Origin of the sequence: Cohnella hashimotonis (assembly GCF_030014955.1) — a bacterium.
Lineage (GTDB): Bacteria > Bacillota > Bacilli > Paenibacillales > Paenibacillaceae > Cohnella > Cohnella hashimotonis.
Genome location: NZ_JAGRPV010000001.1, coordinates 5362483 through 5383136, shown reverse-complemented (window position 1 = coordinate 5383136; position 20654 = coordinate 5362483). Strand labels below are relative to the sequence as shown.

Below are 20654 nucleotides of genomic sequence, written 5' to 3'. Positions count from 1 at the left end.
TGGCCCATGATAGCGTTATTTTTACCGGGGGCATCGCATGATTAATACACTCATCGCTAACTTTGCATTGTTAACGGCTTTCCTGTTTTTCTTTAATGCCCTGTACGGCAAGCACGAAGCGGACGGCGGCAAGCCGCGGCGGATTATTGTGTACGGAGCCGTCTCCTACGGCGTGTTTGCCCTCGTGCTCATGTACTTCAGCGTGCGACTTGACGCGCATGCTTTGCTCGATTTCCGGCAATTGATGATTGTATGCTCGGCAGCTTTCGGCGGACCGATCTCGGCGTTGATTACGGCGGCGATCGTCATGCTCGGTCGCATCATGATGTTTGGAGGCATCAACGAAGCGTCGTTGATCGCATGTGCCTCAGCGCTCGTTTTGGCTGTGAGCAGCGGCGCCATGAGCCGCTGGCTGCCTCGGCGATACGGGCGCTTCTGGCTGTTCTCCATTGCGCTCTGCATGCTCTGTACGTCGATTACGTTCGCCATCCTGTTCGGCGAGCAAGCGCTGGACATTTTGCCTCCGTTTTTTCTTGTCATGGCGATCGGCGGCGTCATTGTCAGCGGGCTGACGGCTTATTTCTCCACGGCTAACCGGCTGCAGCTGGAGCTGCGTTCGAGCGAGAGGCGGTACCGGCAACTCCATCTGCTGCAACAATCGATCCTGCAGTCCGCTTCGGATGTGGCCATCGTAGCGGCGGATCTAGCGGGGCGCATCACCTTGTTCAATAAAGGTGCGGAAAAGCTGCTCGGTTACGTTGCAGACGAGGTCGTCGGGCGCACGATGTCCGAGGTGCAAGCGCAAGGGGCGGTCGGCGTAGATCGCGCGTCCTTGGACAAGCCCGGCAATAGCAGGAAGGGTGAAATGGACGTCGACGCCCTGGCCGTTTTTTTGCAGCGGATGATGTACGGCAGCGCGGACGAGCAGGAATGGACGATCGCGCGACGGGACGGCACCGCCTTCGTGGCGAATGTAATTGTGTCGCACGTGCTCGACTCCGAAGACGAAGTCATCGGATACATGAGCGTGTCCACCGACATCACCGAGCGCAAGCTCGCCGAGGAAAAGCTGAAGGAGGCCAACGGCCTGCTGCAGAAGCTGTCTCTGCTGGACGGCCTCACGGGAATCGCCAACCGTCGGCGTTTCGATCAGGCGTTGAACGCCGCCTGGACGTCCGCAAATACGGAGGGCTCGCCGCTTGCGCTCGTTTTGTTCGATATCGACCACTTTAAAAAGTTTAACGACGCCTACGGCCACCAGGCCGGCGACGATTGCCTGGTACAAGTCGCTGCCGCCACGATGGCGTGCCTGCGCAACGGCGCCGACACCGCGGCCCGCTACGGCGGCGAGGAATTCGGCGTCATCCTGCTCGGAGCGGATGCGGCAGAGGCGCTGGCCGTCGCGGAACGGATCCGCGCTGCCGTCGTGGAGCTCGCGATTCCGCACATCGGCTCGCCCGTAGGCGTCGTGACGCTTAGCCTCGGCATCGCTTGCCAAAAGCCCGACACCGGCAGCGAGCAGCGTCTGATCGCCCAAGCGGACGCGGCTCTGTATGAGGCCAAACAGTCGGGCAGAAACCGTACGATGACGGCCTCGGAATCTCTCGACGTGCCGTCGGCCCGCTGATCGCAAATTCGCAACTTTCCCGCGAACAAGTTTGGAATGCGCTTTCCGCGTTTAAATAGGGGTATGCGCTTTGACCATGCTCGGCGGGGGGGCGATCGAAATGAAGCATCATGTCAACAGCTGGTCGTTTGAAAATTGGATGGGTCCGCTGACGTACGTCGAGTGGGACGAGGACGCTTCGGCGCTGACGACGAGCGTCGAGAAGCATCCCGAGCGGTGGGGGCTGGCCGAGTTGATCGTCCGGCTCGGCGCCGAAGGCTACGGCGGGATCGAGCTCGCCTATCCGCATTTGAAGGACCGTTCGCCAGAAGGCCTGTCCGAATTAAGGCGGATCTCGTCGCTCGCGGGCGTGGAGATGAATTCCCTGCTGCTCGACTTCGGCGATCCTGGCACTGGCGACGCAGCCAGGCACGACGCGGAAATGGCGCTCTATCGCGAATGGATCGATGCAGCCGCACAAGCGGGATTCCGCAGAGTCCGCATCGGAGCAGGCGACGGGGACGACGAGGCGTCGTTTGCCCGCGCCGCTGAGACGCTCTCGCTGCTGTCGGCGTATGCGGGCCAAGCCGGCGTACGGGTTGTCATTGAAAACCTCGGCGGCTTGCTGAGCCGCTCCGAACAGGTGCTTCGGATGCTGGGCGAGACGGGCGGCAGCGTCGGGCTAACGGCCGACTTCGGCAATTTCAAGCAGGACAAGTATCGCCAGCTTGAAGCGATCCTGCCGCATGCCGAGACCGTTCACGCCAAGGCGCGCGAGGATGGAGGCGGACAGCTGGATTCCATGGACTTCAGGCGATGCGTCGAGCTCGCCAGACAAGCTGGTTTCGAGGGACCGCTGTCTCTCACTTATCTGGGCAACGGAGAGCCTTGGTCCGCTCTCGCCGAAATGCGGGAGCTGGCTGCAATCAAGCCAGCGGCAGCCCCGAGACCTTTATAGTGCCGGCAGCGCCGCCATCATCTTCGAATTTCATACCTGCAAGACCGCATCCTGCCCGCGCGCTTCGTCCTTTGAAGTCGCATTCATGCGCGTCTTGGACGACCGCGGGCTTAAGCCTGCGGTTTTTTGCTACGATCCGGCGCAGGCCATTCCGCACATTATACAACCAAGGAGGAGATTGGCATGCAGAGAGGACCGACCGCCGTACAGACGCCGGCATTCGTCGCTTCGTACGATTATCGCGCCCAGGAAGGGACGGAGCGCTATTTCGACTATGCGAGGACCGTTGCGAGAATTGCCGGCATGCTCTCGGACCGCTTCGGTTGCGAATTCAAGCTCTACGATCAGGCGGATCAGGGAGACGTGTGGGACGGCTTGGCCGAAGACATCGAATCGGACTATCCGGGACTCGTCCACGTTGCATCAATCTTCGACCTTGTCGAATCCAGGCAAATTTCTTTTCAGCCGAAGCTCGGCGAGACGATCTACCGAATGCGGCCTTCGGTCCGCAACAATCTGTTCGCATACCCTGAATACCGCGTCGCGCTCGTCCGGATGCCGATGCTCGTCCATCTGGGGCTGCTCTCGACCGAGGACCTGATCTTCGCGTCCGACGACGAACAGCTTATCGCCTGTCTCCAGGCGATACAGCTGCGGCGTTCGGAGGAACGCAAGATGCATGTGTATACCGACACGCGCGAAGGGTTGCAGCACTGCCGCGAGCCGATCTCCCAGGCCATCCCCCGGGAAGACGTCATGATGGACGAGACGCTCAAGCAGCAAATTTTCCGCTCCGTCGACGAATTTTTCGGCGGCGACCGGACGTTTTTCGAGCAGTACCAGATTCCGTACAAGCGGGGCATCCTCCTCTACGGCAAGCCGGGCAACGGCAAGACGACGCTGGTCCAATCGATCGCCGGCAGCGTTGAGTCGCCGGTTTTCTACTGGCAGATCACCGAGTATACGAACAGCGAATCGATTCGCGAAGTGTTCGCCGCTGCCGTCAAGCAGGCGCCTTCCGTGCTGGTCATCGAGGACATCGATTCGATGCCCGACTCGTGCCGGTCGTTTTTCCTGAACATTCTGGACGGCGCGACGGCCAAGGAAGGCGTGTTCCTGATCGGGACGACCAATTATCCGCAAAAAATCGATCCTGCGCTGATCAATCGCGCCGGCCGGTTCGACCGCGCCTACGAGGTCAAGCTGCCGGACGAGGCGCTGCGCCTGGCGTACCTGCGGCGCAAGGGTCTGGCTGAATTGGCGGGGGATGAGCAGGCCGTCCATGCGGCGGAACGTACCCAAGGTTTCTCGCTCGCACAGCTCAACGAGCTCTACGTATCCGCGGCCTTGCAGAAGCGTTACGACGATCGCATCGACCTGGAGCAGCTGGTGCTCGGACTTCGCAACGACCTGGACAAAGGACGCAATCGGGATTGGCTGAACGGCACGGACTGGGGCGGCGCATCCAATCGCATTGGATTCCAATAAAGTTACTAGGAATTATAAAGACTTTGCAGGAGTTTAGCGATAAGGATCGAATTGTAACATTGTCGAAACTTACCAATTCCTGAGGAGCGTGACCCTACTCATGTCCGAGCAACAATATCAACCCGAAACACTGGCCGTCCATGCCGGCCAACAGATCGATCCGACGACCCTGTCGCGCGCGGTGCCGATCTATCAAACTTCCTCCTACGGCTTCCGCGACGCGGAGCATGCAGCCAATCTGTTTGCGCTGAAGGAGTTCGGCAATATCTACACGCGGCTCATGAACCCGACTTCGGACGTGTTCGAAAACCGCATCGCGGCGCTCGAAGGCGGCGCAGCCGCGCTCGCGACGGCGTCGGGCCAAGCGGCCATCACCTATTCGATCTTGAATATCGCGGGCGTCGGCGATGAAGTCGTATCTTCCTCGACGCTGTACGGCGGCACTTATAATTTGTTCTCCACGACGCTGCCCAAGCTGGGCGTCAACGTCAAGTTCGTCGATGCCGCCGATCCGGAAAACTTCCGTGCGGCGATCACCGACAAGACCAAGGCGCTGTACGCCGAGACGATCGGCAATCCGAAAGGCGACGTGCTCGATATCGAAGCGGTCGCCAAGATCGCGCACGAGAACGGCATTCCGCTTATCGTGGACAACACGTTCCCGAGCCCATACCTGCTCCGTCCGATCGAGTGGGGCGCGGATATCGTCGTGCATTCGGCGACGAAGTTCATCGGCGGCCACGGCACCTCGATCGGCGGCGTTATCGTAGACGGCGGCAAGTTCGATTGGGCTGCCAGCGGCAAGTTCCCGGGACTCACGACGCCGGACCCCAGCTATCACGGCGTCGTCTACAGCGAGGCGGTCGGTCCGATCGCGTACATCATCAAAGCGCGCGTGCAGTTGATGCGCGATATGGGCGCCGCAATCTCGCCGTTCAACTCGTTCCTGCTGCTGCAAGGTCTCGAGACGTTGCATCTGCGCATGGAGCGCCACAGCAGCAATGCGCTTGAAGTCGCGCGCTATCTTGAGAATCATCCGCATGTGGAATGGGTCAGCTATACGGGCCTGCCGAGTCACGAATCGTACGAGCTCGCCAAGAAGTACCTGCCGAAGGGTCAGGGCGCCATTCTGACGTTCGGCATCAAAGGCGGCGTCGAGGCGGGCAAAAAGGTCATCTCAAGCGTGAAGCTTTTGTCCCACCTGGCGAACGTAGGCGACTCCAAGTCGCTGATCATCCACCCGGCCAGCACGACGCACCAGCAGCTCTCCGAAGAGCAGCAGAACGCAAGCGGCGTCAGTCCGAACCTGATCCGTCTGTCGATTGGCACCGAGTCGATCGTCGACATTCTGGCGGATCTCGGCCAGGCGATCGAAGCAAGCCAGCAATAAATCATAAGTTTGCTTGTACGATTGACGATCTCCGCGGCTGTCCGCCGGCCGCGGAGGTCGTTTTCCTTTGCGCAGGGAATATATAAAGGGTAGGCCTGCAATCGGCGAACGGAAGGCGGTCTGAATATGGAAAGCAAGCTGCGATTCCGCAAGGACGGAACGTTTAAAATCGTACAATTTACGGATCTTCACTGGCAGAACGGAGAAAAGGAGGATCTTCGGACACGGCGGCTGATGGAGCGGGTTTTAAGCGAGGAAAAGCCGGACCTGATCGTCTTTACGGGCGACATCGTCTTCAGTCTGGGCTGCAGGGATCCGTATGCGTCCATTGCGCAAGCTGTGTCCACGGCAGCCCTGAGCGGCACGCCATGGGCTGCCGTCTTCGGCAACCACGACAGCGAAGGCGACGTGTCGCGCGAGCGGCTGATGGAGACGCTGGTCGGGCAGCAGGGATGCCTTGCGAGCGCCGGACCCGATTCCGTCCATGGCGTCGGCAACTATGCGCTTACGATCGACGGAGCGAACGGAGAAAGGCGTCACGCGCTCTATTTTTTGGACGCAGGCAGCTATTCCGAGCTGGACAGGATCCCCGGCTACGATTGGATTCGCGAGGATCAGATCGACTGGTTCAGAGAGAAGGCCGCTGCGTTAAGCGCGAAGGGCGCTGCGCCGCTGACGTCGCTCGTCTTTTTTCATATTCCGCTGCCCGAGTACAAGGAGGTCTGGCGCACGCGTCCGTGCGACGGACGCAGATTCGAGGATATATCCTGTCCCAAGCTGAATTCGGGCATGTTTGCGGCAATGGCGGAGGCCGGCGGCGTGCTCGGCACGTTCTGCGGGCACGATCATATCAACGACTTCGAAGGGACCCTGCACGGTATCCGGCTCACTTACGGAAGGTCGACGGGCTATCATACTTACGGCCGGCTGGGGTTCAAACGCGGGGCACGCGTGATCGAAATGAAGGAGGAAGGCAAACGCTACAACACCTGGATCAGGCTGGCCGGGGGCAAGAAGCTGTCCGCGCCGAGAATCCACAAGCCCCGCAAAAAGCGGCCTTAAATAAAGGATCAGCGCCCTCGCTTGTGCCTGGCTTGCGGCAGAAGGAGCGGCGCTGATCGGCCTTCTTATTCGGTTGGACCTGGGTATACGGCTTGCGGACCCATTCGCTCCGCAGCGCTTCCGGATTCAGCTTGCCTTCGCGCACGGCTTTGCGCCTCGCTTTTTTCGAACCTGACATTCCCATTCGGGAACACCTCCGCTTATTAAGATTAAGCTCGATTGTAACGCATCGTTTCAGGTCGGGCAATAGGCATCGCTTCACCGGTGCCGAATTTGCGCAAGTCTTGATTCGCTCTTTATACGCTATGCGGACTATAATAGAGTGAACGATAGAGCGAGGAGCGCTGCTTAACGATGCCCCATTTATACTTTAGAGGACTGTCCGTCGAACGGGTCCAAGCCATGAGCGGTTCGCTGGAGGCCGAGCTGTCCGTCATTATCGGCTGCGAGCCAAGCGATCTTATGCTTGAGGTCATTCATACGACCTGCGTGTCCGGAGGGCGTATCGCGCCTTCCTATCCCTTTGTCGAGATCGCCTGGTTCGAGCGCGGCCGGGAAGTCCGCGACGCGGTCGCCCGCTGCCTGGACAGGCTTATCCGAGACGGCGGCGTGCCGGAAGTTGAGGTTGCGTTCCGCGGCTACCGGCCATCCGATTATTATGCGAACGGCGAGCCGTTCGGCGTCGATCCCGCGGAGGCGGAGCTCGAGGCGCTGCGCGCGGACAACGCCAAGCTGAAGGAGGATCTGGCCCGCGCGCGCAAAGCCGCGGCCGCCGCGACCGCAGGCTCGATGTCGACCCGTCTGCGTGACGCATTGAGAGAGTAGCCGACCGGGAGGATTCATACATGATCGTTTTTTACTACCTGCTGGCGGTCAACCTGATCGCTTTCATCATCATGGGTTACGACAAGACGAAGGCGATGCACAAGGAGAGGCGCGTGCCGGAGAAGCGGCTGTTCCTGATCGCGACGATCGGCGGCGCGCTCGGCATGCTGCTGGGCATGCGCTTTTTCCGCCACAAGACAAAGCACCGCTCCTTCACGGCGGGCATTCCTGCCCTGCTCGTGCTGAACGCGGTGCTCGTGATGGTCTGGTTCGGCCGTTAGTCTAGCGCGAGGCGGCCAAGTTACCTGGCGTCGTCCGGATCCGGGGAGGGATCGAGTCCGACGACGTCGGCCAGCTTCAGATCGCTTGGTTCATGAATGCCTGCTTCGGCGCGCAGGGCGTCGAGCGCTTGCTCGAGATCGTCTTCCTTGACGATGATATAAGGGCTCTCCCAACGGCTCTCAAGCGGCAGCACGTTCAGCGTGTCCGGTTTCATTTCCTTGACGTTATAGATATAGTCGCGGAGGATCGATTCGGGAATGTCGGTCTGCACGTTTTTGCCGAGCAGGTCGAGCACCTTGCCCCACTGAAGCATCCCCTGGAACGAAGCGAGCTTGTCGGTAAGCTGGCTTAGCACTTGCTGCTGGCGCGCGTTGCGGGCGATGTCGGAGGATTCGGCGGTGCCGCGGTTCGACTTCCGGTAACGGACGAAGTCGAGCGCCTTGGCGCCGTCCAGATGCTGATAACCTTTTTTCAGATCAATGTTCGTGCCGTCCGCGTTGTCCACGTACCGCATATCCATATCAACGTCGACATCGACGCCGCCGACCGCGTCCACCAGCTTGCGAAGCCCGTCGAAGTTGATCATGATCATATAATCGATCGGGAAGTCGAACAGGTCGCTGTAAAACTCCTTCGTGTTTTCCATCGCCGTATCTTTGTCTTTGTTGAAGAAATAGGCATAGTAGTAGTTGGCCTTGTGGGTGCCTAGGTCTTCCGGCTTAAGTTGAAGGTCGCGCGGCAGAGAGATCAGGCTGGCCGAGTTGGTCTGCGGATTAAGGCTGCCGAGCATGAGGACGTCCGTGTTGAGCGTGCCGCCGCTGCCTTCCCTGCGGTCGATGCCGGCCAGCAGGAAGGTCACGGGCTTCTTGATCAGCGTGCTGTCGCTTGCGTAATCGGCATCCTCCTGCTGACCGCCGGACGCGCCGGAAGCCGAAGGGGAAGGCGATGGCGCGGGCTCTTCGCCGGCCATGAGGTTGATGGCATGATTCGCTTTGTATACCAGGTATCCGGCATAGCTTCCGACGATGAGCACGAGGGCACCGACGGCAATCCCTGCATATTTCAGCGTTTTGCGCACCCAGGCGCGTTTTTTTTCTGGCGTGTTCATTATGTTCCTCCGCATGATTTAAAATTAAAAATGAGGCAACCCTTTCTATTTTAGGGCAAACGCCCTAAGAGTAAAGAAAGAAATTCCACATTATTTGACGATTTGAAGACCGAGCCGGTTGCGGATTTCGGATGACTGGCGAGATATTTCGTTAAAAGCAATTTTTGTTATAATAATGAATGTCGTTTATAGCTAATGAGTTGGATAACGAAAAGGGGGATATCTATGAGCAAGCCTAATGATTCGGCGATCCGTCATCAGGTTATCTTCGATCTGAAGCATGAGAAGGGGTCTGCGGAGGCGGATCGATTCCTGAAGGACGGTTGGCGTATACTTACCTCCATTCCGGCCGTCCGAAACTTCGAGGTATCGAGGCAAGTCAGTCCCAAAAACGATTATACATACGGCTTCTCCATGGAATTCGCGTCGCAGGCCGAATATGACAGCTACAACGCGCATCCCGCTCATGTCGCTTTCGTAACCGAACGGTGGGAGACCGAAGTCTCGCGGTTCCTGGAGATCGACTTTGTCCGGGAACGGGCCGCAGAGGAAGGACAAGGCGATGCAAATTAATCTGTCGGGCAAAACGGCGCTCATCACCGGCGCATCCGGCCAGCTCGGCCGCGTAATGGCGCGTACACTGGCCGGATGCGGCGCGAACGTCGCGATACACTATCGGGGCAACGCCGCCAAGGCGGAGGAGCTTCGCGCGGAGCTCGAGGGCATGGGCGTGCGCGCGCTGACCGTGCAGGCGGACGTGACCAAGCTGGCAGAAGTGCTGGCAATGAAGGATACGGTATCAGCCGGGCTGGGCGCAGTCGACATCGTCGTCGCCAATGCGGTCATCCAGTATCAATGGACGAGCGTGCTGGAGCAAGCGGTCGAAGACTACGTCGGCCAGTTCGAGTCCTGCGTGCTGCAGAGCGTACACCTGGCCAAAGCCTTCTTGCCGGACATGATCGCGAAGGGCGGCGGCCGGCTGGTCGGCATCAACACGGAGTGCGCCATGCAGAACTTCCCGACGCAGTCCGCGTACGTCGCGGGCAAGCGCGGAATGGACGGCGTGTACCGGGTGCTGGCCAAGGAAGTCGGCGAGCATCAGATCACCGTGAACCAGGTCGCGCCGGGCTGGACGATCAGCGAGCGGGACCGGACGGACGGCACGGAGCGCAGCGAATCCTACGAGAGCACGGTTCCGCTTAAGCGACGCGGCACCGACCAGGAGATCGCCAATGTCGTCGCGTTCCTGGCCTCGGATCTGGCGAGCTTCATCACCGGCGCCTATGTGCCGGTCAGCGGCGGCAATGTGATGCCGGCAATTTGAGCGGACGGATTGGTCAGCGGGCGCCGTCGCGCCATACATAAGGCATATGCAGCGCATGCGCCGCGTATTGCAAATCATGCGGACTCACCGAGAGCGGATCCCCTGTGGGGTCCGCTTTTGTCTGTCCTGCGGCCATCGGCAGCACGGTGTCGATCGATGCGAGGTTCGCGGCTGTACAGACCGCGTCCGCCGGAATCATGGATTTCCGCGCCGATATCGGTTATGCTGTCGTTGACGAAATGACCGATAGATCTGAAGGCGGGACGCGACATGGACATCCTGAACGAATTGCGGCACATAGATGAAAGGAAATTGCTGGAGTGGCTCGACCAATACCGCGCGTACGGCCCGCTGCCGGGCATTTTGCTCACCTTCATGAAGTCCTTCGTGCCTCCGCTGCCGACCATCCTCATCGTAGGCGTAAATGCGGCTGTGTACGGACTCTGGCTGGGCTTCCTCTACTCCTGGATCGGCATCGTGCTGGGCTGCCTCGTCACGTTCGCCGTCATCCGCAAGATCGCGGACCGTCCGTATTGGCAGCGCTGGGCGGAGCGCCCCCGGGTGAGCAAGGGCATGCGCTGGGTGCGCCGCAACGCGTTCAGCTACGTATTTTTGCTCAGCCTGTTCCCGGTCGGCCCCTTTGTCGTCATCAACATCGCGGCCGCGCTGGCCCGCATGCGCTTCCGCTCGTTTTTGGTCGCGATCCTGCTGGGCAAGGCCGTCATGGTGTTCGTGATCTCTTTCATCGGACACGATCCCGCGCAGTTCCTCCGCCATCCGGAGCAGGCGCTGTACGCGCTGCTGTTCGTCGCCGCCACCTGGTGGATCGGACGTTGGGTCGAGACCTATGGAATCCGGAGGGCGGAGCGGCGGGAGGGCGCAGGGACCGCGGAAAGGCTAAGCTGACTCGAGGGAATAGGCTATAAGCCAAATCGTAAAAGCAAAATATTGCTCAACAGGCTGAATGAACTTTTAATTTGTTGCTGTAAGGGCAAAAAGTTACTCTACAGCTGCAAGATCTCTTTTAGAGCTCGACATATTCGTGGGGCTCCTCTACAATAAATTTATAAATGCGTGAAGCACACGCCGTTCGACTCCTTTGGAGCGGGCGGCGTTTTTTATGTTCCGAGCCAAAATAGATTATTACAATGATGGAGGCTGTCATGGACAGAAAGCAGGCGGTGGATCGTTTTATTGAGAGTCAACGTCAAGAAGCGAGAGGCATGCGTGGTGAGATGCTGGGGAGGGACCTTTATGGAACGCGGATCTTGCTGATGAACGTGGCGCTACCGTTTTTTTAAGACGTTGGAGGGCATTGTACTGGAGCTTTATGCAGTCGCGATGAGATCGAGAAGAAGCCCGAAGCGTGTCGCCGTTCATTATATGAAATTATAGGAGAATGGAAAGTGGCGGCCGGCGAGAACAAGCTGGAAAAGCTGGAGGTGAATGAAAGGGAGTTGTTAAGATTGGCGCTGCATAGTCAAGAGGCGTTCAGCTTTACTTCCGCATGCGAATGCTTGGGTCTATGTCCGAGCACGACGCGCAAAAATTTACGGTCTTTGCAGTCGAGAGGTCTGCTGGAAGCCGTAGCGCCGGATAGACAGCGTCATCGTTACTATCGGATATCCGAGGAGGGGAAGGGGCTCTTTTATTAAACAATGAAAACCCCGACTTCGACTAACCGAAATCGGGGTTTCCATTGTTTAATCCTGCAGCCTGCCGCGGGCCCACACTCCGCGCAGCTCGAGCGCTTCGTCCAACAGGAGCACGTCCGCACGCTTGCCGGCTTCCAGCGAGCCGGTGACGCCCCCGAGCCCGAGCTGGCGGGCCGGGTTGCCGCTGGCCATGGTGCTGGCGGCCGGGACGTCGATGCCGACTTCGCGCACCATGTGGCGGAACGCGCCGATCATCGTGAGCGTGCTGCCCGCGAGGTTGCCGCCGTCCTTCAGGCGGGCGACGCCGCACGTCAGGACGACGGGCAAGCCGCCGAGTTCGTAACCTTCGCCGTCCGGCATACCTGCCGCAGCCATCGCGTCGGTGACGAGGATGACCTTTCCGTTGCCTTTGGCGCGGGTGAGCACTTTGATCGCGGCATGATGGACGTGATGGCCGTCCGCGATGACCTCGGCACTGATCCGGTCGTCGGAGAGTACGGCGCCGACGGTGCCCGGATTGCGATGATGAAGCGGGGTCATCGCGTTGTACGTGTGGACGGCGTGCCGAAGGCCGCGATCCGCTGCGGCGACGATCTGTTCGTAAGTCGCGTCAGTATGTCCGGCCGACGGCACGATGCCGTGCGAAGCCAACCGCTCGATATAGTCGAGCGCGCCGGGCAGCTCGGGCGCCAGTGTCTGCAGCTTGAGGACGCCGGGATAACGCGCGACCCATTCGTCAAGCCAATCGAGCTGCGGCGGTCCGATATAGTCCGGATTTTGCGCGCCTTTCCATTTGAGGCTGACGAACGGGCCTTCGAGATGTACGCCCAGCACCTGCGCGAACGGCATATCGCCCGCCATGTACCGGCTCGCCCGGTCGATCATGGCCGTCAGCTCCTCCCGCGAGGCGGTGAGCGAGGTCGCGAGCATGCCGGTCGTCCCGTGCTTCGCATGGAACTGCGCGATCGCACCGATGCCGGCCAGCGATTCGTCCGCATCCATGAAGTCATGCCCGCCGCCGCCGTGCACATGTACGTCGACGAAGCCGGGGAGCACCCAGCCGCCCGCGCCGTCAATCCGCTCTGCACTGGCAGCCGCAGCCGGCAGCGGATCGGAAGACCCGCCGATCGCGGCGATCTCCGCGCCCCGCAGCCAGATCCAGCCGCCGTCAAGGACGCCGCCCGGCGCGACGATCCGCGCGTTCGCGATCAGCGTCCCGCCAACGCCGTCCCGTCCCGCAGAGCCGCTCATGACAAATGCCTCGCGGCGGCGCGGTCGAGCAGCACCGTCAGACGCGGGTGCGTCTGCAGCAGCGATGCCGGCACGTCCGTCGTGATCGGGCCGGTCAGCGCCCGCTTCGCGATCTCCGCCTTGTCCGCGCCGCGGATGACGAGCAGGATCGTCTTCGCCTTAAGAATGCTGCCGATACCCATCGTGATCGCGCGCTTCGGCACGTCGTCGATCGAATCGAAGTAGCGGGCGTTCGCTTTGAGCGTCTCTTCGGCGAGCGTCACGACGTGCGTGCCGCGCACGAGGTCGGTATCCGGTTCGTTGAAGCCGATATGGCCGTTGTGCCCGATGCCGAGCAATTGGAGGTCGATCTGGCCCGAGCGCTCGATCATCTCGTCGTAAGCCGCGCATTCGGCGTCCGGATCCGCGGCGTTGCCGTTGGGCAGGTGCGCGTTCTCAGGCAGAAGGTCGATGTGGTCGAACAGGTGCTGACGCATGTAGGTATGGTAGCTTTCCGGATGATCCTCGGGCAAGCCGACGTATTCGTCGAGATTATAGCTGATGGCATTGCGGAAGCTCACCAGCCCTTGCTTGTAGTTGCGGACGACCTGCTCGTAGATGCCGACTGGCGTTCCGCCGGTCGCCAGACCCAGCACGGCCCGCGGATTCGTCTGCACCAGACTCACGATGATATTCGCGCCCGCTTCGTTCAGCTTTTCGTTCTCGTCAAATACTAACAGATTCATAACGGATTTCTCTCCCTTTTACCTGTATATTGGCGCACGGTCTGGAACGATCGCTCCAGTCTCGGCACGTACTCGTCAAAATGCTCGCTCACAAGTCCCGTGAAAAGCACGTCTACAACGTGAAGCTGCGCAATACGGGAAGCCATGTCGCCCCGCCGCATGCCGGCTTCGGAGGATGAGGTGAAAAGGCGAATCGATGCGTGCGAGGACAGCGTCGATTGTCCGAAGCGCGTGATGGAGATGGTCGTAGCGCCTCGTTCCGCGGCGTAGCGCAGCGCGTCGATAATCTCGAGCGTCTCCCCCGAGTACGAGATGCCGACGGCGACGTCCCGTTCGGTCAGCGAGGCTGCGGAGGTCAGCTGCATATGATGGTCGGAGAAGACGGCGGCCGCCTTGCCGATTCGAATCAGCTTGTGGAAAAAGTCCTCCGCGACGAGCCCGGATGTCGCCACGCCGTACAAATCGATACGCCCCGCGCCGTGAAGCGCCGTTATCGCGGCGCGCAGCTGCTGCAGATCCAGCAGGTTGGTCGTATCGGTCAGCGATCGCACATGGTTCGCCGTAATCGCCGAGACGATGTCCGCGAGGGGATTGCCGGCGACGATATCCTGGTACTGTCCGGACGCAGGCTGGCTCGCGAGCTCGGCCGCCAGCTTCATCTTGAAGTCGGCGAAGCTCTGGAACTGCATCGCGCGGCAGAAGCGGGATACGGTGGCCGAACTCGCGCCCGTCCATTCGGCGAGCTTGGAGATCGTCATACCGACCGCTTCCTGCGGATGTCCGAGCAGCTTCTCGGCCAGCTCGCGCTCCTTGGGATGCAGCGTGTCCAGCCGGTCCTCGATCGCTTGCAGAATGCCCATGCGACCCTGCCTCCCTGATACGTAAGAAAATTTGTTACTTATAATCAGGATTATATATGAAAAAAAATTTCTTGTCTATTCATAGTCATTATCTATTAAGTTGATTCCTTATATGTATTTCTATCAATAAGCATGATTTGATAAGCTGTCTATAAACCAAGTCAATCCTAAGTTCAGCTTGAAAGGCGGTAAACGAATGACAAAGGACAAGACCGACATCGGCAGCAAAACCGCACTGAACGGCAAATTAAAAAACGTACTCAACGCGCGCACGCTGGCGGATTCCTTCCCTCTCTTGGCCCAGCGGATGAAGACGGGGCTTCGGGTTCTCGATGTCGGCTGCGGAACAGGCGCGATCACGCGGGGCATCGCCGAGGCCGTCGGGCCGCGGGGCCGGACCGTCGGCGTCGACAGCAATGCGGCTTTAATCGCTGAGGCGCGCGCCAAGCACGCCGGCACGCCGGGCTTGACGTTTGACGTCTCGGATGTCGGCAGCTTGCCAGCGGACCAAACGTTCGACATCGTCGCCGCGTCCCGCCTGCTCGTCTGGCTGCCGGATCCGGGAGCCGGTATGGCGAGTCTGGCAGGTGCAGTACGGCCGGGCGGCACCGTGCTGGTCGCGGATTATAATCATGACAAAATCGAATGGTCCCCGGAACCGCCCGACAGCATGAAAGAGTTTTACGCTGCATACTTGAAGTGGCGGTCGGACAAGGGCTTGGACAATGCGGTCGCGGATCGGCTGTCCGCTTGGATGGGAGACGCAGGCTTGCGGGACATCCGCGTCTTCCCTCAGCATGAGGAGATGCGGCGGGGACTACCGGACTTCGAGGCGAGAGCTTCCATCTGGGCGGATACGGCGGCCAGCCGGGGGCCTCAGATGGCGAGAGACGGTTACGGCGATCCGAAAGCGTGGAAGCGCGCGGAATCCGAGTACAGACATTGGGCAGCCGAGGAGGCGATCTCGATTAGGTTGTATATGCTTGCGGCGGAAGGCGTCAGGCCCGAATAAAAAACCGCCGATCTCGGCATAGCCATTTCCGGCGGCAAGCCGTTCCGGCCCGGGACGGCTTTTTCGCTGTTTTGCGCGCGCTGCCCGACGTTCTTGCATAAGAAAGACGGATTTGAAGGGTGAAAAGTGAGATCTGTCGGGTTGCCGGAACCGGGTCCGCGGGTGAAAAATGAAGTCAAGACGGTTGAAGCGCCCGATGCGCGCAGCACGCGAGGAGCCGTCGAAAATCATCCAGCCGGCGAAAGGGGGGGAAGCGCTTACAGATTTTGGTGGCGTGAACGAATATTAGACAGGCATCGCTTGCAAGGCACCTATCCGCACGTAGAGGAGGAAAATGACAAGTGAACTACGCTAAAGTCTGAAAAGTCTGCCTCATCGCGGTTCTTACGCTGGTCGCCGCCTTCGGCGGAATCTCACTCGCGCCGGGTCAAGCCTCGGGCGGTGCGCTACGCGCCGAGGCAGACGGGAAGCTGTAGCGTTTACATGAAAGTCACGGACGGCAGCGGTACGGGATTGAACGGTACGTTCTACCTGGACGATTTTTCGCTGAGCTAACAGGAAATAAGATCTGAAACTGAAACGCCCGCCGATCCGCTAATGCGGAAAGGCGGGCGTTTTTTCCGCGCGCGAAGGTTAATAGCTTCTTGCGTAATCTACGATATTCCGCGCCGGCGTGCCCTTAGATAAATAGGCTTGCAGATTTTCCACGAACAGATCCGTCATGCGCGCTTTGTACGCCTTGGTCGCGCCGCCGATGTGTGGCGTGATGATGACGTTGTCCATCGCCCAGAGCGGATGCTCCGCAGGGAGGGGTTCCGGTTCGACGACGTCGAGTCCCGCGCCGGCGATCGCGCCGCTGCGCAGCGCTTCGGTCAAGGCGTCCGTATCGACCGCCGTGCCGCGGCCGATGTTGATGAAGAGGGCGGACGGCTTCATCGCGCCGAACCGTCCCGCATCGAACAGGCGAACGGTCTCCGCGGTATGCGGTAATACGTTAACGACGACGTCGCTCTCGGCCAGCACGTCGTCCAGCCGCTCCGGCGTATGCATGTCGTCTATGTGAGGGGCGGGGCGCCCGCTGCGCCGAACGCCTAAGGTCCGCATGCCGAACGCCTGCGCGATGCGCGCGACCTCCGCGCCGATCTCGCCCGCGCCGATGACGGCAAGCGTAAGGCCGCGGAGCTCGCCGTAGCCTTCGGAACGCGCCCATTTGCGCGCCGTCTGATTGCGTACCGCATGGTGCAGCTTGCGGGTGAAGGCCAGCAGCATCGCAAATACCGTCTCGGTCATCGGCACCGGATGTACGCCGCTCGCGGTCGTCAGCACGACGCCGCGCGCTTCGAGCTCGCCCAGGGGCAGATTGTCGACGCCGGCGGAGCCTGTCTGTACCCATTTCAGCTTGCCCGGGGTTCCGGCGCCCTTTTCCCAGGCTGCCTTCCACCACCCGCACAGCACCTCCGCCTCCTCAAGCAGGCCGAGGTCCAGGTCCGCCGGTTTGCCGAAGATGACGTTGCAGCCGGGGGCTGCGGCTTGTATCCGCCTCTCCTGCTCGGGATCGAACCCGAACAGGCTGACGATCGTGCGCATATCGATTCCTCCTTCCGATTTCTCCTATTGTACCGCGACGGGCGATTTTCCCAAAATAAAAGGACCGAGCCGGCCCTTGCGGGCGGTTCGGTCGGACGCGAGGCGCGTTCGGGCTTAGTCGTACGGCAGCAGCTTTGCGAGCGATTCGCTGTCTTTCTTGGACAGCTTGACATAGCTGCTGTCGTTTTTCTTCACGAGCTCGTAGGCGCCGGCATCGTCGGCCCACACATAATAGACGTCCGTCTCGCGGTCGCCGGCCAGCGCCGACAGCCTGTACGAAGGGGCGGTCGGCATGGAAATGCTCTCCTTTTTTTCCCAGTCGGCATCGTCCAGCACGGCGTCAACCTTTTTGGCGTTCTGTTCGCTAATTTGCATGAACGGCTTGAACGCGTTGCCCGAAGGCAGGCTGATCAGGAAGCCGAAGGCGTCGGCAGCTTCGCCGGTGGAGGAGGCGGGACTGGACGCCGGAGCGGAGCCGGACGCCGAAGGGGCGGCATCGCTCGCCGACGGCGAGTGTGGCGCTGTTGCCGTCGCCGTCGCGGAAGCGGACTCCGTCTGCGTGGCTTGGGGCGACTGAGAAGAGGAGGAAGAAGGATCGGCATTTTTATCGTGATTCGTACAGCCGGCAGCGGCTAACGACACGGATAGGAGCAAGGCGGCAGTCGCGATTCGAAGTTTCATGGCGGTTCTCCCCTTTCGGAACTGGATACCTTTTAGACGGTTGTCGTACAAGGGAAGTTGCGCATATGGGAAAAAGAGGATAAATTGGAACGAATCGAATGGGGTGTTGTCGTGCTGAACGGAAGCGGACCCTGCTCCTGCTTAGGGGGGCGTCATGCTATACTGTTGGTTACAAAGATGAGGAAAAGGAGGCGTTGCGCATGTCGGCGATGCCGGTGGATCGGACGATCCCGGATATTAAGGCAGCGCTGCGGGACCGGGGAGGGGCCGTATTGGTCGCCGCGCCCGGTGCGGGCAAGACGACGCGGGTGCCGATTGCCTTGATGGGGGAGCCGTGGCTTGCGGGGCGCAAGATCGTCATGCTGGAGCCCCGGCGCATCGCCGCCCGCAGCGCGGCCGAATATATGGCGGCAGGACTCGGCGAACGCGCGGGAGCGCGCGTGGGGTACAGGGTCCGAATGGATACGAAGGCAGGCCCGAAAACGGTCGTCGAGGTCGTAACCGAGGGCGTGCTCACGCGGATGCTGCAGCAGGACCCGTCGCTCGCGGAGGTGGGGCTCGTGATTTTCGACGAGTTCCACGAGCGGAATCTGAACGGGGATCTGGGGCTTGCGCTCTGCCTGCAGGCGAGAAGTCTGTTCCGCGACGATCTGCGTCTGCTCGTCATGTCCGCCACACTCGAGCCGGAGCCGGTCGCCGGGCTGCTCGGCGGGGTGCCTGTCATTGAGAGCGCCGGCATGATGTATCCGGTAGAGACCGTCTATCTCGATCGACGGTCCGATGCGCCGGTCGAGCGGTTGGCGGCTGAGGCGACGGCACTCGCGCTTGGGCGGCATGACGGCGACGCGCTCGTTTTTCTGCCGGGCTATGCGGAGATCCGGCGCACGGCGGCGGCGCTGTCGGCGCGGCTTCGCGGCGCGGGCGCAGAGGGCGTAGAGATCGCGGCGCTCCATGGCAGCATGCCGCCCGGAGAGCAGGACCGCGCGCTCGCGCCGGCCGCGAACGGCGGCCGCAAGGTCGTGCTCGCGACGCCCGTGGCCGAGTCGAGCCTCACGGTCGAGGGCGTGCGCATCGTCATCGACGGGGGGCTGATGCGTGCGCCCCGTTTCTCGCCGCGGACCGGCATGTCGCGGCTTGAGACGGCGCGCATTCCCGTATCGTCCGCCGATCAGCGCCGCGGACGAGCGGGCCGGGTCGCGCCGGGCGTCTGCTACCGGCTGTGGACGGAAGAGGAGCACCGGCAGCTGGCGCAGGCCGGAACGCCGGAGATTCGCGAGGCCGATCTCGCGCCGCTGGCGCTGGAACTGGCCGTGTGGGGCGTGTCCGATCCGGCGGAGCTGGATTGGCTGGACGTGCCGCCTGCTGCCGCATACACGCAGGCGCGCGAGCTGCTGTCCGCGCTCGGCGCCATCGGGACGGACGGCGCGCCGACGCCGCACGGCGCGGCCTTGGCACGCTTAGGCGCGCATCCGCGGCTCGCGCATATGATGCTGCGCGCGCTGCCGCTCGGCCTCGCGGCCGATGCCTGCCGGATCGCCGCGCTGCTCGGCGACAGGGACCCGATGCAAGGCGGCGACGCGGATCTGTCCCTGAGGCTGGCCGCGCTGGCGGCGGGAGACGGTCGCATCGAAGCCGGCCGCAGGGAGCGCCTGCTGGCGGAGGCTCGCCAATTCGAGGCGCAGCTCAACAATGCAATCGGCGAGTCTGCTGGCGCCGGCGCGGCTGCGAGGGCCGACGCGGCAACGGGAAGCGGATTGGTTGCGAGTGCCGGCGCTGTTGCCGGAAGCGACTCTGTGCCTGGCGCCGGCTCGGCAACAGGAAGCGGATCTGTCGCGAGAACCGCGAGCCGTTCCGCCCAACAGTCCGCATACGATTGCGGTTTGCTGCTGGCCTTCGCCTATCCGGACCGGATCGGCAAGCTTCGCGGGGGAGGCAAATTTACGCTGTCCGGCGGCAGAGGCGCCTATGTGCCCGAGGGGCAGCCGCTTGCAGGAGAATCCTGGATCGTCGCGGCGGAGCTCGACGATCAGGGGACCGAAGGGCGGATCCGTCTGGCCGCTCCGCTGCGCGCCGACGATCTCGAGCGGCACTTCGGCGATCTCGTCGCGGAGCGCCGGGCGATCGCCTGGGAGCCCGGGGCCGGCGCCGTCAGGGCGCGGCGGACAATCCATCTTGGCGCGCTGACGCTGCGCGAAGGGCCGATTGCCGACCCGGATCCGGCAGCCGTATCCGAGGCGCTGCTGAGCGGCATTCGGTTTGAGGGCCTTGACTTGCTGCCGTGGTCCAAGTCGTCCCGCCAATGGCTGGAGCGCGCAAGATTCGCGGCGCTTCACGATCCCGCCGGCTGGCCCGATCTGTCCGAAGCTGCGCTGCTGAACGGGCTGGAGGACTGGCTGGGCCCGTTCGTCATCGGCATGCGGACCCGAGGGGACCTGCAGCGTCTCCAGATGGCGGAGGCCTTGTCCGCGATGCTCTCCTGGGAACAGCGCAGGCGGCTTGACGAAGAAGCGCCTACGCATGTCGCCCTGCCGAGCGGCTCTCGCCTGCCGGTCGATTATAGCGATCCTGCCGCACCGGCGCTGCACGCCAGGCTGCAGGAGCTGTTCGGATGGCCTGCCTCTCCGCGGATCGCGGGAGGACGGGTGCCGCTCACGCTGCATCTGTTGTCCCCGGCACAGCGTCCGGTTCAAGTTACGCGCGATTTGGCCAGCTTCTGGCGAGAGGCTTACTTCGAGGTTCGCAAGGATTTGAAAGGGCGCTATCCCAAGCATTATTGGCCCGACGATCCCATGCAGGCGCAAGCGACGAGCCGGGTGCGTCCACGAACTTAGAATCCCTTT

At 61.3% G+C, this 20654-nt stretch carries 21 protein-coding genes; 13 read left to right on the top strand and 8 right to left on the bottom strand.

The window, feature by feature from the left end; genetic code table 11:
- Positions 1-37: 37 nt before the first annotated feature.
- The 5 genes from KB449_RS21895 (at position 38) to KB449_RS21875 (ending at position 6504) form a co-directional block, all read left to right on the top strand.
- On the top strand, positions 38-1627 hold the full coding sequence (locus tag KB449_RS21895; RefSeq protein WP_282910373.1) for a diguanylate cyclase: 1590 nt from the start codon (positions 38-40) through the stop codon (positions 1625-1627).
- Between the two features lie 100 nt (positions 1628-1727).
- A complete protein-coding gene (locus tag KB449_RS21890) occupies positions 1728-2564 on the top strand; it encodes a sugar phosphate isomerase/epimerase family protein (RefSeq protein ID WP_282910372.1) in 837 nt (278 codons plus the stop codon).
- Between the two features lie 183 nt (positions 2565-2747).
- Positions 2748-4052: an AAA family ATPase gene (locus KB449_RS21885; RefSeq protein WP_282910371.1), complete on the top strand. Its 1305-nt coding sequence runs from the start codon at positions 2748-2750 to the stop codon at positions 4050-4052.
- 100 nt (positions 4053-4152) lie between these two features.
- Positions 4153-5442: a homocysteine synthase gene (locus tag KB449_RS21880; protein ID WP_282910370.1), complete on the top strand. Its 1290-nt coding sequence runs from the start codon at positions 4153-4155 to the stop codon at positions 5440-5442.
- Between the two features lie 126 nt (positions 5443-5568).
- Positions 5569-6504: a metallophosphoesterase family protein gene (locus tag KB449_RS21875; protein WP_282910369.1), complete on the top strand. Its 936-nt coding sequence runs from the start codon at positions 5569-5571 to the stop codon at positions 6502-6504.
- Here KB449_RS21875 and KB449_RS36760 read toward each other — a convergent pair.
- Complete coding sequence (locus tag KB449_RS36760) at positions 6437-6682, bottom strand: hypothetical protein (protein ID WP_488192483.1); 246 nt, start codon at positions 6680-6682, stop codon at positions 6437-6439. The genes KB449_RS21875 and KB449_RS36760 overlap by 68 nt on opposite strands.
- A 176-nt stretch (positions 6683-6858) precedes the next feature.
- On the opposite strand from KB449_RS36760, the gene KB449_RS21870 reads away from it, so the two are divergent.
- Together KB449_RS21870 and KB449_RS21865 are read left to right on the top strand one after the other, a co-directional pair.
- Positions 6859-7329, top strand: coding sequence for a DUF1904 family protein (locus KB449_RS21870; protein ID WP_282910368.1), 471 nt, complete (start codon positions 6859-6861; stop codon positions 7327-7329).
- A gap of 20 nt (positions 7330-7349) precedes the next feature.
- Complete coding sequence (locus KB449_RS21865; protein WP_090108560.1) at positions 7350-7610, top strand: DUF1294 domain-containing protein; 261 nt, start codon at positions 7350-7352, stop codon at positions 7608-7610.
- A gap of 20 nt (positions 7611-7630) precedes the next feature.
- On the opposite strand, the gene KB449_RS21860 is transcribed toward KB449_RS21865, so the two are convergent.
- A complete protein-coding gene (locus KB449_RS21860) occupies positions 7631-8719 on the bottom strand; it encodes an LCP family protein (protein WP_282910367.1) in 1089 nt (362 codons plus the stop codon).
- A 225-nt stretch (positions 8720-8944) separates the two neighbouring features.
- Here KB449_RS21860 and KB449_RS21855 point away from each other — a divergent pair, with 225 nt between their 5' ends.
- Both KB449_RS21855 and KB449_RS21850 read left to right on the top strand, forming a co-directional pair.
- Entirely contained in the window at positions 8945-9292 is a 348-nt protein-coding gene (locus tag KB449_RS21855; RefSeq protein ID WP_282910366.1) for a Dabb family protein, read from the top strand.
- Positions 9282-10043 (top strand): SDR family NAD(P)-dependent oxidoreductase, encoded by a 762-nt coding sequence (locus KB449_RS21850; protein ID WP_282910365.1) that lies wholly within the window; start codon positions 9282-9284, stop codon positions 10041-10043. Before KB449_RS21855 ends, KB449_RS21850 begins: the two co-directional genes overlap by 11 nt.
- A 13-nt stretch (positions 10044-10056) precedes the next feature.
- Here the strand turns inward: KB449_RS21850 and KB449_RS21845 are convergent, their stop codons facing one another.
- The gene (locus KB449_RS21845) at positions 10057-10242 is read right to left on the bottom strand and encodes a hypothetical protein (protein ID WP_282910364.1); all 186 of its coding nucleotides are present in this window, start codon (positions 10240-10242) and stop codon (positions 10057-10059) included.
- A gap of 71 nt (positions 10243-10313) precedes the next feature.
- Here KB449_RS21845 and KB449_RS21840 point away from each other — a divergent pair, with 71 nt between their 5' ends.
- Entirely contained in the window at positions 10314-10949 is a 636-nt protein-coding gene (locus KB449_RS21840) for a TVP38/TMEM64 family protein (protein WP_282910363.1), read from the top strand.
- A gap of 257 nt (positions 10950-11206) precedes the next feature.
- Positions 11207-11344 (top strand): hypothetical protein, encoded by a 138-nt coding sequence (locus KB449_RS21835; protein WP_282910362.1) that lies wholly within the window; start codon positions 11207-11209, stop codon positions 11342-11344.
- Positions 11345-11746: 402 nt separating this feature from the next.
- On the opposite strand, the gene nagA is transcribed toward KB449_RS21835, so the two are convergent.
- The 3 genes from nagA to KB449_RS21820 are packed head-to-tail and all read right to left on the bottom strand — an operon-like array spanning position 11747 to position 14534.
- The gene (gene nagA / locus KB449_RS21830; protein WP_282910361.1) at positions 11747-12949 is read right to left on the bottom strand and encodes an N-acetylglucosamine-6-phosphate deacetylase; all 1203 of its coding nucleotides are present in this window, start codon (positions 12947-12949) and stop codon (positions 11747-11749) included.
- A complete protein-coding gene (gene nagB, locus KB449_RS21825) occupies positions 12946-13674 on the bottom strand; it encodes a glucosamine-6-phosphate deaminase (RefSeq protein ID WP_282910360.1) in 729 nt (242 codons plus the stop codon). Before nagB ends, nagA begins: the two co-directional genes overlap by 4 nt.
- The gene (locus KB449_RS21820) at positions 13671-14534 is read right to left on the bottom strand and encodes a MurR/RpiR family transcriptional regulator (RefSeq protein ID WP_282910359.1); all 864 of its coding nucleotides are present in this window, start codon (positions 14532-14534) and stop codon (positions 13671-13673) included. The genes nagB and KB449_RS21820 overlap by 4 nt, the downstream gene beginning before the upstream one ends.
- A 196-nt stretch (positions 14535-14730) precedes the next feature.
- Between KB449_RS21820 and KB449_RS21815 the strand changes: the two genes are divergently transcribed.
- A complete protein-coding gene (locus tag KB449_RS21815) occupies positions 14731-15546 on the top strand; it encodes a class I SAM-dependent methyltransferase (RefSeq protein ID WP_282910358.1) in 816 nt (271 codons plus the stop codon).
- 633 nt (positions 15547-16179) lie between these two features.
- On the opposite strand, the gene KB449_RS21810 is transcribed toward KB449_RS21815, so the two are convergent.
- Positions 16180-17133 (bottom strand): D-2-hydroxyacid dehydrogenase, encoded by a 954-nt coding sequence (locus KB449_RS21810; protein ID WP_282910357.1) that lies wholly within the window; start codon positions 17131-17133, stop codon positions 16180-16182.
- A 114-nt stretch (positions 17134-17247) separates the two neighbouring features.
- Complete coding sequence (locus KB449_RS21805) at positions 17248-17814, bottom strand: hypothetical protein (protein ID WP_282910356.1); 567 nt, start codon at positions 17812-17814, stop codon at positions 17248-17250.
- Positions 17815-18014: 200 nt separating this feature from the next.
- Between KB449_RS21805 and hrpB the strand changes: the two genes are divergently transcribed.
- Entirely contained in the window at positions 18015-20645 is a 2631-nt protein-coding gene (hrpB, locus tag KB449_RS21800) for an ATP-dependent helicase HrpB (protein WP_282910355.1), read from the top strand.
- Positions 20646-20654: the final 9 nt, after the last annotated feature.